This window comes from Phyllobacterium myrsinacearum (assembly GCF_002980555.1).
GTDB classification, from domain to species: Bacteria; Pseudomonadota; Alphaproteobacteria; order Rhizobiales; family Rhizobiaceae; genus Phyllobacterium; species Phyllobacterium myrsinacearum.
Window position 1 is genome coordinate 446866 of the sequence record NZ_PVBT01000001.1, and the last position, 13401, is coordinate 460266.

A 13401-nucleotide genomic window follows, 5' to 3' on the forward strand; every position below is an offset into this window, starting at 1 on the left:
AGCGATTCATGCTTTCGCACCTGTCGATCCGCGATATTGTTCTGATTGAACGGCTCGACATTGAGTTTCGCGACGGCTTGTCGGTGCTCACCGGCGAGACCGGCGCAGGCAAATCCATCCTTCTCGATGCCCTGTCGCTGGCGCTCGGTGCGCGCGGCGATGCCTCGCTGGTGCGCCATGGCGCGGAGCAGGGGCAGGTGACGGCCGTGTTCGACGTGGCCGGTGCCCATCCCGCACGCGCACTCCTGCGCGACAACGACATCAGCGATGACGGCGATATCATCCTGCGCCGCGTGCAGACATCGGATGGCCGCAGCCGCGTCTTCATCAACGATCAGGCCGCCAGCGTCACGCTGTTGAAAGAGCTCGGCCGCAGACTGGTTGAAATCCACGGCCAGCACGATGACCGCGCCCTGATCGATATCGACATTCACCGCTCGCTCCTCGACGCTTTCGGGTCCCTGGAAACCAAGGCGGCAACGGTCCGCTCGCTGCACAAGACCTGGCGGGATGCGGAGAACACGCTGGTGCGGCACCGCGCCAAGGTTGAGGCGGCGACGCGCGAGGCGGATTACCTGCGTGCCTCCGTCGATGAGCTGACAAAGCTTGATCCGGAACCGCAGGAAGAAGAGGCACTGGCCATCAGGCGCACCGAAATGATGCGCTCGGAAAAGATTGCGGGCGATGTCAACGATGCCAATGAGGTGCTGTCGGGCTCCGGTTCGCCGGTGCCGTCGCTGGCAAGCCTTGTGCGGCGGCTGGAGCGCAAGGTGCCGGAAGCGCCGCAGCTGTTGGAGCCGGTGGTCAAGGCCATCGACGAGGCGCTCAACGCCCTGACCGAAGCGCAGAATGGCATTGAACAGGCGATCCGCGCCATCGATTTCGATCCGCGTGTTCTTGAGCAGACGGAAGAGCGGCTCTTTGCCCTGCGCGGCGCCGCGCGCAAATATTCCGTGCCGGTGGACGACCTTGCCGGTCTGCGCGACAAGATGGACGCCGATCTTGCGGATATCGATGCGGGTGCCGAACGGCTTGCCGCGCTGGAAAAGGAAGCTGTGGCGGCGCGGGCGGCCTATGATGAGGCCGCGGCGATCCTGTCAAAGGAACGGCACGAAACCGCCGGCCACCTCAAGGCGGCCGTCATGGCCGAGCTTCCCGCGTTGAAACTGGAGCGGGCCGAATTCATCGTCGAGATGGCGGCGGACCCTGAAAACCGCCTGCCGGAAGGCATCGATACGGTCGAGTACTGGGTGCGGACCAATCCCGGCACGCGGGCAGGGCCGATGATGAAGGTGGCGTCGGGCGGCGAGCTGTCGCGTTTCCTGCTGGCGTTGAAGGTGGCGCTGGCCGATCGCGGTTCGGCGCCGACACTGGTGTTCGACGAAATCGACACGGGGGTTGGCGGTGCCGTGGCCGATGCCATCGGCCAGCGGCTGCGCCGCCTGTCGGACCGGGTGCAGGTGCTGTCGGTCACCCACGCGCCGCAGGTGGCGGCACGGGCGCAGACGCATTTTCTCATCGCCAAATCCGCCAGGGGGGATGACCGTGTTGCCACGTCCATCCATGCCATGGAAACCGGCGACCGCCAGGAAGAAATTGCCCGGATGCTGGCCGGTGCCAGCGTCACGGACGAAGCACGTGCCGCCGCGGTGCGGCTTCTGCGCGAAAACAGCGCTGCCGCCTCCTGAGTGCAGCGCATGGCAGGAGCTGGCCGCAACCTGCAGACCCCGCCGATTTTGAACGGTGCATTTGCGCGCCGCTTCAGTTAATCTCCCGCCGAATCCGTATTTTCAGCGTCGGACAGGCCATGGCAGACATTCCCGTAGAAGAATTGAGCGAAGCAGAAGCGGCGGAGGAACTCGGCCGCCTGGCGGCGGAGATTGCCCAGCATGACTACCGCTACAACACGGAAGATGCGCCGACCATATCCGATGGTGAGTATGACGCCCTGCGGCGGCGCAACCTTGCCATCGAGCAGCGTTTCCCGCACCTGAAGCGCGAGGATTCACCCTCGAACAAGGTCGGGGCGACGGTCTCGGAAAAATTCGGCAAGGTCACGCATTCCATTCCGATGCTGTCGCTGGACAATGCCTTTTCCGATCAGGACGTGCAGGATTTTGTCGACCGCATCCGCCGCTTCCTCAAGCTGGGCGCCAGCGCGCCGGTTGAAATCACCGCCGAACCGAAGATCGACGGGCTGTCCCTGTCGCTGCGCTATGAGATGGGCCGCCTGGTCACCGCCGCCACCCGCGGCGACGGCACGACCGGCGAGAACGTCACGCTCAACGCCCGCACGGTGGCGAGCATCCCGAATGTGTTGAACGGCAATCCGCCCGAGGTGCTGGAGGTGCGCGGCGAAGTCTATATGAGCCATGCGGATTTTGCCGCGCTGAACGAGCGCCAGACGCAGGATGGCAAGCCGGTCTTCGCCAATCCGCGCAATGCTGCCGCTGGTTCCCTGCGCCAGCTCGACGCGACGATCACCGCATCGCGGCCGCTGCAGTTTTTCGCCTATGCCTGGGGTGAGGTCAGCGCCATGCCTGCGGCAACGCAGATGGGTATGGTGGAGGCATTCAAGTCCTACGGTTTCCGCGTCAACCCGCTGATGCAGAAATTCGAGACGGTGGAAGGCCTGGTTGCGCATTATCACCAGATCGAGGAACAGCGCGCGACGCTGGGCTATGATATCGACGGTGTTGTCTACAAGGTCGACGATCTTGCTCTGCAGCAGCGGCTGGGCTTTGTCTCCCGCAGCCCGCGCTGGGCCATTGCCCACAAGTTCCCGGCGGAACAGGCGATCACCATCCTGCGCGGCATCGACATTCAGGTCGGGCGGACCGGCGCGCTGACCCCTGTCGCCCGGCTTGAACCGGTCACCGTGGGCGGTGTCGTCGTCACCAATGTGACGTTGCACAACGAGGACTATATTAAAGGCATCGGCCAGAACGGCCTGCCGGTCCGCGAGGGGCGTGACCTGCGCGTTGGCGACACGGTGGTGGTGCAGCGGGCGGGCGACGTCATTCCGCAGATCGTCGATATCGTCGCGGACAAGCCGCGCGGCCCGTCTGCCTATATCTTCCCGGATACCTGCCCGGCCTGCGGCTCGCATGCGGTGCGCGAGGAGGGGGAAGTGGTGCGGCGCTGCACCGGCGGATTGATCTGCCCGGCGCAGGCGGTGGAGCGCATCCGGCATTTCGTTTCGCGCAATGCCTTCGACATCGAAGGGCTTGGCGAAAAGCAGGTCGAGTTCTTTTTCAAATCCGACGATCCGGCCCTGCATATCGGTACGCCGGCGGATATTTTCACCCTGAAGAAACGGCAGGCGGCCTCGCTGGCCAAGCTGGAAAATATCGACGGGTTCGGCGCGGTGTCGGTGAAGAAACTCTATGACGCGATTGATGACCGGCGGCAGGTGGCGCTGAGCCGCTTCATCTACGGTCTGGGCATTCGCCATGTCGGCGAGGTCAACGCCAAGCGGCTGGCCAAGGCCTATCGCTCCTACGAGGCACTTGCAGCCGTTGCGCAGGCGGCAACCCTGCCAGCGGACAAATCCGACAAGGGCAATGACGCCTGGCGCGAGCTCAACGAGGTCGATGGCATCGGCAGCATCGTGGCGGAAGCCCTGGTCGATTTCTATGCGGAAGAGCACAACCGGACGGCGCTGTCTGCCCTGCTTGATGAAGTCACGCCGCTGGACGAGGAGGTGCGCACCGTCAGCAATTCGCCGGTTGTGGGCAAGACCATCGTCTTCACCGGTTCGCTGGAGCGCATGTCCCGTGATGAGGCGAAAGCCATGGCCGAGCGCTACGGTGCCAAGACGGCTGGGTCGGTTTCGAAAAAGACCGATCTGGTGGTGGCCGGACCGGGGGCTGGTTCCAAGCTGACGCAGGCACAGTCCCTCGGCATCGAAGTCATCGATGAAGATGCCTGGTTTACTTTGGTGGGCGCATGAGCGAGACGGTTTTCAAGGGATTTGGCGACAAGGCGCTGCCCTTCCTCAAGGCACTGGATTTTCACCAGAACCGCGAGTGGTTCGTTGAGAACAAGGACCTGTTCGAAGCCCATCTGCTCGAGCCGCTCGGCGACCTGATCGACGATCTCATCGCCCGGTTCGACAAGGCCGGGCTGCCGTTCAGGGGAGACCGCAAGAAATCGCAGTTCCGCATCAAGCGGGATACGCGTTTTGCCAAGGACAAGAGCCCCTACAACCGGCATCTCTCCGCACTGCTTTCGGCCGACGGCAGCAAATGGGCCGAATCAGGCTGTTTCTACGTCTGCATCGGCTTGGAGGACTACAAGGGCTGCTATGCCGCCGTCGCCTGGTGGCAGCAGAAACCGGAGCTTCTCGCAGCCATGCGCAAGGCCATCGTCGACAAGCCGGAGAACTACCGCGCCATGGTGGCCGCATTGAAAAAGGGCGGACTGACCTTAAGCGATTACGACCGCCTGAAGCGCACGCCGCGCGGCTTCGAAACGGTCACCGATCCCGATCTCATCGAAGCCCTGCGTAACCGGCATTTCGTCGTGCGCCACCCCATTGATCCGGACGGCATCACGTCGCCCGCGCTTGCCGACGAACTCTTCGACTTTGCATTGAAGGCCAAGCCGCTCATCGACTGGGGAAAAAAGATCGAGGGAACGCTGGTTTCCTGAAGTGCGGCCGGGCAGATGTGGTGTCGCGGCAACACCGGTCCCGCCAATAAATCGGCCTGAAATAATCGGTGTATTTAATATTGACTTTTATAGTCATGTTTTTGTACTGAACAAATGTACAGCGTGAATACACGCAGACAATTTCCGCTCAGCAAGCCATGAACACGGCGCGGTCTTCGCGCTCAACGTTAAGCCAGCCAAGCATTCTCTCGGGGGTTTGGATATGGTTTTGACACGGAACATGCTTGCGCGCCTGATGTGTGGTAGCGCGGGTACCTTGCTGGTTGTGGGGTTGGGCACGGGCGCGGCATTTGCGCAAAGTGCACCGGCAACGGGCGAAACGATCGAGCTGGCGCCGATTGTCCTCAAGCGCAATCAGAGCGGCACCGAGGCGACGCCGCTGACGACGACGACCGAGCGGGAAACCATCCAGAAACGGATGGTCGACAATTTCCAGGATCTGGGCCGCCGCGTTGATGCGGGCGTGAACGTCAACTCGACGTCGAAAAGCGTCAATCTGCGCGGTCTCGACCAGGACCGGGTGCTGACGACCATCGATGGCATTCGCGTGCCGTGGATTTCCGATCCGCGCGGGACGCAGGGTGGCCTTGACGGCTTCGATTTCGACGGGCTCTCCAAGATTGACATCACCAAGGGCACGGACTCCAGCCGTTACGGTTCGGGTGCGCTGGGCGGCGTCATCCAGCTGCGCACGCTCGACCCGTCCGATGTTATCGGCGAGGGCCGCAACTGGGGCGTTCTGACCAAGGGCACCTATGACAGCGGCGACAAAAGCTGGCGCACCAATGCGGCAGTGGCGGCCCGCGCAGGCAACACGGAATTCCTCGTGCAGGGCGGTTATCGTCAGGGGCATGAAAAAGATACACCCGGTGATATCGGCGGTTACGGCACCGGACGCACCGAGGCCAACCCGCTTGATTACGATCAGGGCAATGTGCTGGTAAAACTCTACCAGAATGTCGAGGGCGGTCATCGTTTCGGCCTGACCGGTGAAATCTTCAAGAAGGATTCCGATTCGGACGATTTCATTGGAACGTCGTCCGCCTATGTGCCCGACAGCTTCAAGTCCGGCGAGACTTATGAACGCAAGCGCATTTCCGGCAGCTACGATTACATTGCCCCTGACAAAGGAGGCTGGGTCGATGAGGCGCACGCTACGGTCTACTGGACACAGCAGACCCTCAACAAAACGACCGATGCCATCCGCTTGCCCGATGCCAGGGCGCGCATCATCCGCGGCGACCCTTTCCGCTATGGCTTCCCTTCAGGTGTGTATAAACGCGACAGCGAGCTGAACCTTGATGCCTATGGTTTGACCGGCTATGTGGTCAAGGAAGCTGACATCGGCGGCATCAAGCACAAGTTCCGCATTGGCGGCGAAATCTACCGGCAGAACATGCATCAGTATGCAGCGGGTGTTGATAACTGTCCGAATGTCGACTGGAGCAAATTGCCCCAGCCCTTCGGCCCGCAGACCTGCCGCATGCTGCATGCCAACAGCTCCGACATGCCCGACGTGCAGTCGACCGGATTCGGCATCTATGCCGAGGACGACATCGAGCTTCTGAATGGCCGCCTGACCCTGACGCCGGGCGGGCGTTTCGACTGGTACGAGCATAACCCGCAGATGACGGCGGCCTATGAGCATGGCCCCAACTTCAACGGTTCTCTGCCGGCATCCAACAGCGATTCGCGCTTTACGCCGAAGCTGCGGGCGACCTATCACGCCACCAGCGAACTCGATTTCTACGTGCAATGGGCCCAGGGCTTCCGTGCGCCTTCGGCCATGGAGCTGTTCCAGAATTACGGCGCTCCCGGTTCCTATGCCCGCGTCGGCAATCCCGGCCTGAAGGCCGAGACCAGCAACGGTTTTGAGGTTGGCGCCAAGTATGAGAGCGACAAATATGCGCTGTCGGCCAGCGTCTTCAACAACTACTACCGCAACTTCATCGACACCGTGACCATCGCACCGCCCGGCGGCGAATATCCGGTTGGCGGCATTACCGGCTATGCCAATCTCAATCGCGTGCAGATTTACGGCGCCGAACTCAATGGCCGCATCAATTTCGCCGAGAACTGGGTGACATGGGCATCGGTTGCCGTCTCGCAGGGCAAAAACACCGAAACCCAGGAGTATCTCAACTCCATCCCGCCGATCCGCGCGATTGTCGGCCTTGGCTATAACGCCGACAGCTGGGGTGCCGATGTTTCGCTGACCATGGCCGCAGCGCGCGACAAGGTCAGCGGCGGCGGTTTCGTTGCTCCCGGCTATGGCATCGTCGATACGACAGCCTATTGGGAACCGAAATTTGCCAAGGGCATGAAAATCCAGGCCGGTGTCTTCAATGTCTTCGACAAGAAATACTGGAATGCGACGGATGTCCCGAACAATATCAATCTAGCGGTCAGCGACCGCTACGCCGAGGTTGGCCGCAGCTTCCGCATTTCGCTGACCCAGAAGTTCTGAGCCCGGTTGATTGCCGGGTCTGGTGTGCGTGTCGGAACACGCACATCATCGACGCAGTTGGCCAGGCCGTTCGACGCTGCAGCAACATTGATGATAGCGATCAACAATTCTCACGTGACAGGCTGGCCAACCTGCCTTAGACCACGCTCATCATGAGCGAACAAACATATCAAGATGAAACCACCGTTGCGCGGCGGGCAGGCTTTGGCGTGGAATTCTGGCAGGGGTTCCGTCGCGGGCTTCCCGTCATGATTGCCTCGGCGCCTTTCGGCCTGCTGTTCGGCGCGCTTGCCATCGACAACGGCTTTACCGTGTTCGAGGCGGTGCTGATGAGCGCGGCGATTTTTGGCGGCGCCAGCCAGATGGTCGGCATCGAGCTGTTCGGCCACAATATTCCGGCGTGGCTGATCGTCTTTTCGATTTTTGCGGTCAATTTCCGCCACGTGCTGTATTCGGCGGCCGTCGGCCGCCGCATCGGCCATTTTACTATTCCCGAAAGCCTGTTGAGTTATTTCCTGCTGACCGATCCGCAATATGCCGAGACTGAAAAGCGGGCGGAATCCGGCGCGCGCGTCACCTTTGCATGGTATCTCGGCGTCGCCACGCCGATCTATGTGATGTGGGTGGTGGAGGCGTGGATCGGCGGGCTTTTCGGCAATCTGATCAAGGACCCGCACGCGCTGGGGATCGATATGCTGCTGCCCATCTACTTCCTCGGGCTGGTCATGGGCTTCCGCAAACGCTCCAACTGGGCGCCCATCGTCATTGCCAGCGGCATCGCGTCGATTGTCGCGGCCAAGACCATCGGTTCGCCCTGGCATGTCAGCATCGGCGCGCTCGCCGGTATCCTGACCGCCGTGATCGTGGCAAAACCGGACAAAACGGCGGGGGAGAACTGAGATGTCGACAATCTTCTGGATCATCCTTGCCGGCGCCGTGCTGACATTCCTGACCCGTATCGGCGGTCATCTCGTCCTGTCACGCTTCGACCGCGTTCACCCGCGCGTGGAGGTGGCGCTCAATGCCGTGCCGGCCGCGGTTCTGACGACGCTGGTGGCCCCCGCCATCGCCACGGCGGACTGGCGCGGCGTCGTCGCGCTGGTGTTTGCCGGGCTGGTGTCCCTGCGGTTCAACGCGCTGACAATGTTCCTCGCCGGCGCAGCCATGATCATCCTGCTGCGCCAGCTCCCCATCTGAATCATCCAAGCGGTTCGGTTGCCTTGATCAGCCAGTCGCGGTCGGCAGCAACGGTGTGCGGCAGCAAGGCCGCGCGCACCTGTGCGTGGTAGGCATCAAGCCATACCAGTTCTTCCCGGATGAGCAGGCTGGTATCGATCAGCCGCTTGTCGATGGGACACAGCGTGATGGTCTCGAAACCCATCATCGGGATATCGCCGCCTTCTGGCACGGCCGGTTCCGTAACGATGAGCAGGTTTTCCGTACGGATGCCGTAACCGCCCGGCTTATAGTAACCGGGTTCGTTGGACAGGATCATTCCCGGCAGCAATTCATGCGTGCCGCGCCTGGAAATGCTTTGCGGCCCCTCATGCACGGACAGGAACGAGCCGACGCCATGGCCGGTGCCGTGGCCATAATCATAGCCCTGCTTCCACAGGGCGATGCGGGCGAGCACATCGATGTCCATGCCGCGCGTGCCCTTGGGGAAACGCGCGGTGGTGATGGCAATCACGCCCTTGAGCACAAGGGTGAATTTGCGCTTCATGTCCTCGGTCGGCTTGCCGACGGGCAGGGTGCGGGTGATATCGGTCGTGCCGTCACGGTACTGGCCGCCACTGTCGATGAGATAGAGCTCGCCATCCTGCAATTTGCGGTTGGACTGGGTGTTGACGCGGTAATGGGCGAAAGCGCCATTCGGGCCTGCGCCGGAAATGCTGTCGAAGGAGAGGTTTTCGAGCGGCATCTGGAACCCTTCGGCCACGGTGCGGCGGGTTTCCTCCAGCTTCTTTGCCGCATCGATCTCGTCGATGGTGCCGGGTGCCTGCGCGTCGACCCATGCCAGGAACGACACCATGGCAACGCCATCGCGTTCGTGCGATTTGCGCGCGCCCGCAAGCTCCGCCGCGTTTTTCAGGGCGCGGGGCAGGCGGGCGGGGTCCGTACCTTCAACAACCCTGCCGCCGGCAGCTTCAACCACGAGCCGCAGTTTTTCCGCCGCCAGCGCGGGATCGAGCATCACGGCCTTGCCCTGTGCGCCGAGGCTGGCGACGTCCGCTTCAAGGGCGGATGGCGGGCGCAACGCCGAAAGCTGGGTGAGATAGGCCTCCGTCTCGATGGGCAGCTTGCGCTTGTCGATGAAGAGCAGCGGTTCGCCCGATACGGGGATGATGGCAAAGGACAGCGGCAGCGGCGTGTTGCTGACATCATTGCCGCGAATGTTGAAGGCCCAGGCGATGGAGGAGGGATCGGTCAGGACCGTTGCGTCGGCCTTGGCCTTTTCCACCGCTTCGGCCAGTTCCTTCAGCTTGTCGCTGGCGAGTTTCCCGGCATATTTTTCCGGCTGGATCGTCACGGCTTCGAGCGGCGGGGCCGGCTGGTCCTCCCAGACCAGATCGACCAGATTGTCCTTAACTGCAACCAGCGTGCCGCCATTGGCTTCCAGCGCTTCGCGCAATGCCTTGGTCTCGGCAATGGTGTGTAGCCACGGGTCGAAGCCGATGGTCAATTTCCGGCCGCTGTTGCGCAGCCAGACCGGCGGCGGCGTTTCCACCAGGCTTTCCACGCTGAAAACCGCAGGGTCGGTCTGCTCGGCGGCCTGCAGCGTGTAGCGCCCGTCGACAAACAGATGCGCCTGTTTCCTGAGAACAAGCACAACACCGGCAGAGCCGGTGAAGCCGGTCAGCCAGGCCAGGCGCTGCGCACGCGGCGGTACGTATTCGCCCTGGTGTTCGTCGGCACGGGGAACAAGAAAACCGTCAAGGTTGTGGGCTTCGAGTTCGGCGCGCAGCTTGGCGATGCGCGGGGCGCCGGTGGCCGGATTACTGACGACCTCAAACGACTGGAACATGGTGATGCAAACCTCTGCTGTTGGGTGATGGAACCTATCTTTCGATCACGGCGGAGGCAATGGAGGCGCGCAGTTTGCACTGGGTTTTTCAGGACGGCATGCGCCGAAGAACCAAGCACATCATCCACGATGTCTGGGATAAAGGGCAGCTTTCGCTGCCCTTTTTGTTCAATACGTCGATTTTGCCTTGAGGTGCAGGGTGACCCAGCCCTCGCGCCGCAGCGTCTTCTGGTGGAACAGGCCCTGCACGCGATAGGCAGCCAGCACCTTGTCGCGCTGGGTTTCCAGAATGCCCGAGAGAATGAGCGAGCCGCCCCAGGCCAGATGCTTGCGCATCTCGGGCGCGAGCTGCATCAGCGGGCGGGCGAGAATATTGGCGACGATCAGGTCGAACGGCGCGGCAAAGCGCATGGCCGGGTGATGGAAGCCTGTGGCGGTCTCGGTCTGGACGCGTGCAGCAACCCCGTTCTTCACCACATTGTCCTGCGCCACCGCGACGGCCACCGGATCGATATCGGTGGCTAGAACCGGAATGGGGGCAAGCTTGGCAATGCCGATGGCCAGGACTGCGCTGCCGGTGCCCAGATCCAGCGCATTGCGCGGATGTTCGCGGCGGATTACCTCGCCGATCATGTCGAGGCAGCCGGAGGTCGTGCCGTGGTGGCCGGTGCCGAAGGCAAGACCGGCGTCGATCTCGATGCCAAGATCGTTGATGCGGCGCTTGTCGCGGTCATGCGATCCATGCACGAAGAACCGTCCGGCGCGCACCGGCGAAAGGCCTTCGAGCGAATGGGCGACCCAGTCTATATCGGGTACCTGTTCGCGCTGTACATCGAGACCGAAGGCATCGGCGGCCAGAATGTCTTGAATGCGCGGCTCGATCTCGTCAGGTTCGAACGTATAGACCGAGACCTCGAAGATTTCCGCATCTTCGTCCACTTCGAAAGTGGAAATCGGCAGGCCATCCTCTTCAAAGGCGAGCTGCAACAGATCGAACACGCGGTCGGCTTCGATCTTGCCAGCGGTGAGGAACAGGCGGGTCTGGGTCATCGGGTCGTGTACTTTCGGGATGGTCTCTAGCTCTTGGCCAGACGTTTCAGCTTGGCGACAGCCGTATCAGGATTTTCGCCATAGGCAATGGTGCCGAAGAAACCGCCCTTGCTATCCAGAAGAAAGACCGAGGCGGTGTGGTCCATGGTGTAGTCGCTGCCCTCGGTCGGTACCTTGCGCGCATAGACGCTATAGCCTTTCAGCATTGCCGCCATCTTGTCGGGATCGCCTGTTATGCCGGTGATACGGTCCGAGACATTGCCAACATAGGTTTTCATGACGTCAGCGGTATCGCGTTCGGGATCGACGGTGACGAAATAGGCGTTGATGTTCTGGCCTTCGGGCCCGAGCTGCTTCAGCCATGCATCGAGTTCGAACAGGGTGGTGGGGCAGATTTCCGGGCAATGGGTGAAGCCGAAGAACACCGCCGACGGCTTTTGCCGGAACGCAGCCTCGGTCACAGGCTCGCCGTTCATGGTCACGAGCTGAAAGGGTACGCCGAAGGGGCCGGCATTGGCAGAGCCCGGCTGGTGGCGGTAGGACTGGAACGTGATCCATCCGGCCGCGGCAGCCAGGAGCATGATCGCCACGACAAGAAATGGCATCAGACGTCTGTTCATAGGGATATTTCCTCCGGGGGCAGGGTGGATGCAGCTACATGCACCAGGAAAGACCAGCCTGGATCAGCGACAGGAAGATCGTATCGCCATGGTTGAACCATGCGGCAAAGGTCGCGCCCGTCGCCGCGGCTGCAACAAGCGCCAGGGTGGTATAAAGCGTCAATTGCGATGGGCTGATGGAATAGGATGATTTCATGCGGGGATTATAGGATTTCACCGGCATTTATGCAAAAGAATTGCCGCACCCTTATTTGAGAAAGCACGATGGCTGATCCCGACGACCTCCGTTTCCAGAATCCCGAACCGCGCATCCACCCGACGGCACAGCTCAAGGGCGTCAAGCTCGGCCGTTTTGCCGAGGTGAGCGAAAGGGTGATCCTGCGCGACGTGACGATGGGGGATTTTTCCTACATCGAACGCCACAGCGAAGGCATCTATGCGGATATCGGCCGCTTCTGCTCCATTGCGTCGAATGTGCGCATCAACGCGCTGGAACATCCGATGGAACGGTTGACCACTCACAAGGTGAGCTATCGCCCCAATGAGTTCTTCCGCTATCAGGGCGTCGATTTCGGTTTCCGCGCCCGGCGGCAGGCCAAGCGCGTCAGCATCGGCCACGATGTGTGGATCGGCCATGGCGCCGTCATCATGCCCGGCATCAGCATCGGCCATGGCGCAGTGATCGGCGCCAATGCGGTGGTGACCAAAAACGTGGCGCCCTACACCATCGTCGCGGGCAATCCGGCACGCCTGATCCGTCCGCGTTTTCCAGCCACCATTGCCGAGCGCCTGATGGCGCTGGCGTGGTGGGACTGGCCCGCGACGACGATTTTCGAGGCTATCCCCGACATCCAGTCGCTGAGCATCGAGGATTTTCTGGCGAAGTGGGAACGATAGGCGCGGCGGGCCGTTCTGCTTGCAATTCCACGCCGCCATATCCAACTGTGTCTGGCAAGCCCAACCCTTTCAGGAGATTCTCGATGAAGCATATGCTCGCTGCTCTGGCCCTTCTGGGCGCCGCCATCCTGCCGGCTCAGGCGGAGGAGGTCGGCAAGGTCGGTGTCGACTGGCTGGGCAATGACATCGTCATCGATGCGGTCGCCGACCCGAAGATCCAGGGCGTGACCTGCCATCTCGCCTCGTTCTCACGCGGCGTGATCGACCGGCTGCAGAAGGGCAACTGGTTCGAGGACCCGTCCAATGCCTCGATCTCCTGCCAGCAGACCGGCCCGATCGTCATCGGCGACATCAAGCTGGGCGAGGGCGGCGAGCGGGTGTTTTCCGAGCGCACCAGCCTGATCTGGAAGAAGCTGAACATCACCCGCATCTACGACAAGCAGAACAATTCGCTGATCTATCTCGCCCATGCCAGCCAGGTGCAGGACGGTTCGGCCAAAACCTCGATCTCGACCATTCCGTTGTTTGCAGGGAATGTCACCTGGACCAAGGGCAAGCCGGAATAGGTTTGGGGTGTTTTCGTTGGGTTTACACCCCCCTCTGTCCTGCCGGACATCTCCCCCACAAGGGGGGAGATCAGCTAATCTTCAACATTGAAAATTACGTAA

Annotated in this window: 12 protein-coding genes; 8 read left to right on the forward strand and 4 right to left on the reverse strand. The window is 61.6% G+C overall.

What is annotated here, in order from left to right:
* The first annotated feature begins 8 nt into the window (after positions 1-8).
* The 6 genes from recN (at position 9) to C5750_RS02130 (ending at position 8338) form a co-directional block, all read left to right on the forward strand.
* Positions 9-1688: a DNA repair protein RecN gene (gene recN / locus C5750_RS02105; RefSeq protein ID WP_105732206.1), complete on the forward strand. Its 1680-nt coding sequence runs from the start codon at positions 9-11 to the stop codon at positions 1686-1688.
* A gap of 119 nt (positions 1689-1807) precedes the next feature.
* On the forward strand, positions 1808-3952 hold the full coding sequence (gene ligA, locus C5750_RS02110) for an NAD-dependent DNA ligase LigA (protein WP_105732207.1): 2145 nt from the start codon (positions 1808-1810) through the stop codon (positions 3950-3952).
* Positions 3949-4653, forward strand: coding sequence for a DUF2461 domain-containing protein (locus C5750_RS02115; RefSeq protein ID WP_105732208.1), 705 nt, complete (start codon positions 3949-3951; stop codon positions 4651-4653). The genes ligA and C5750_RS02115 overlap by 4 nt, the downstream gene beginning before the upstream one ends.
* A gap of 223 nt (positions 4654-4876) precedes the next feature.
* Positions 4877-7141 (forward strand): TonB-dependent hemoglobin/transferrin/lactoferrin family receptor, encoded by a 2265-nt coding sequence (locus tag C5750_RS02120; RefSeq protein ID WP_105732209.1) that lies wholly within the window; start codon positions 4877-4879, stop codon positions 7139-7141.
* 152 nt (positions 7142-7293) lie between these two features.
* On the forward strand, positions 7294-8040 hold the full coding sequence (locus tag C5750_RS02125; RefSeq protein WP_105732210.1) for an AzlC family ABC transporter permease: 747 nt from the start codon (positions 7294-7296) through the stop codon (positions 8038-8040).
* Position 8041: 1 nt separating this feature from the next.
* Positions 8042-8338 (forward strand): AzlD family protein, encoded by a 297-nt coding sequence (locus tag C5750_RS02130; protein WP_105732211.1) that lies wholly within the window; start codon positions 8042-8044, stop codon positions 8336-8338.
* A 1-nt stretch (position 8339) separates the two neighbouring features.
* Here C5750_RS02130 and C5750_RS02135 read toward each other — a convergent pair whose 3' ends face one another.
* The 4 genes from C5750_RS02135 to C5750_RS26480 form a co-directional block, all read right to left on the reverse strand.
* Positions 8340-10166, reverse strand: a complete 1827-nt coding sequence (locus tag C5750_RS02135; RefSeq protein ID WP_105732212.1) for an aminopeptidase P family protein — start codon at positions 10164-10166, stop codon at positions 8340-8342.
* A 168-nt stretch (positions 10167-10334) separates the two neighbouring features.
* On the reverse strand, positions 10335-11216 hold the full coding sequence (locus C5750_RS02140; protein WP_105732213.1) for a 50S ribosomal protein L11 methyltransferase: 882 nt from the start codon (positions 11214-11216) through the stop codon (positions 10335-10337).
* 26 nt (positions 11217-11242) lie between these two features.
* Complete coding sequence (locus C5750_RS02145) at positions 11243-11836, reverse strand: SCO family protein (protein WP_245420956.1); 594 nt, start codon at positions 11834-11836, stop codon at positions 11243-11245.
* Positions 11837-11870: 34 nt separating this feature from the next.
* Complete coding sequence (locus C5750_RS26480; protein WP_165403424.1) at positions 11871-12032, reverse strand: hypothetical protein; 162 nt, start codon at positions 12030-12032, stop codon at positions 11871-11873.
* Between the two features lie 68 nt (positions 12033-12100).
* Here C5750_RS26480 and C5750_RS02155 point away from each other — a divergent pair, with 68 nt between their 5' ends.
* Together C5750_RS02155 and C5750_RS02160 are read left to right on the forward strand one after the other, a co-directional pair.
* The gene (locus tag C5750_RS02155) at positions 12101-12733 is read left to right on the forward strand and encodes a DapH/DapD/GlmU-related protein (RefSeq protein WP_105732215.1); all 633 of its coding nucleotides are present in this window, start codon (positions 12101-12103) and stop codon (positions 12731-12733) included.
* Positions 12734-12816: 83 nt separating this feature from the next.
* A complete protein-coding gene (locus C5750_RS02160; RefSeq protein ID WP_105732216.1) occupies positions 12817-13299 on the forward strand; it encodes a CreA family protein in 483 nt (160 codons plus the stop codon).
* Positions 13300-13401 lie beyond the last annotated feature (102 nt).

Coding starts and splice junctions, on each gene's coding strand:
- C5750_RS02145 (WP_245420956.1), bottom strand. CDS start 11,836: ATGAACAGACGTCTGATGCCATTTCTTGTCGTGGCGATCATGCTCCTG.
- C5750_RS02155 (WP_105732215.1), top strand. CDS start 12,101: ATGGCTGATCCCGACGACCTCCGTTTCCAGAATCCCGAACCGCGCATC.
- C5750_RS02125 (WP_105732210.1), top strand. CDS start 7,294: ATGAGCGAACAAACATATCAAGATGAAACCACCGTTGCGCGGCGGGCA.
- C5750_RS26480 (WP_165403424.1), bottom strand. CDS start 12,032: ATGAAATCATCCTATTCCATCAGCCCATCGCAATTGACGCTTTATACC.
- C5750_RS02135 (WP_105732212.1), bottom strand. CDS start 10,166: ATGTTCCAGTCGTTTGAGGTCGTCAGTAATCCGGCCACCGGCGCCCCG.
- ligA (WP_105732207.1), top strand. CDS start 1,808: ATGGCAGACATTCCCGTAGAAGAATTGAGCGAAGCAGAAGCGGCGGAG.
- recN (WP_105732206.1), top strand. CDS start 9: ATGCTTTCGCACCTGTCGATCCGCGATATTGTTCTGATTGAACGGCTC.
- C5750_RS02120 (WP_105732209.1), top strand. CDS start 4,877: ATGGTTTTGACACGGAACATGCTTGCGCGCCTGATGTGTGGTAGCGCG.
- C5750_RS02140 (WP_105732213.1), bottom strand. CDS start 11,216: ATGACCCAGACCCGCCTGTTCCTCACCGCTGGCAAGATCGAAGCCGAC.
- C5750_RS02130 (WP_105732211.1), top strand. CDS start 8,042: ATGTCGACAATCTTCTGGATCATCCTTGCCGGCGCCGTGCTGACATTC.
- C5750_RS02115 (WP_105732208.1), top strand. CDS start 3,949: ATGAGCGAGACGGTTTTCAAGGGATTTGGCGACAAGGCGCTGCCCTTC.
- C5750_RS02160 (WP_105732216.1), top strand. CDS start 12,817: ATGAAGCATATGCTCGCTGCTCTGGCCCTTCTGGGCGCCGCCATCCTG.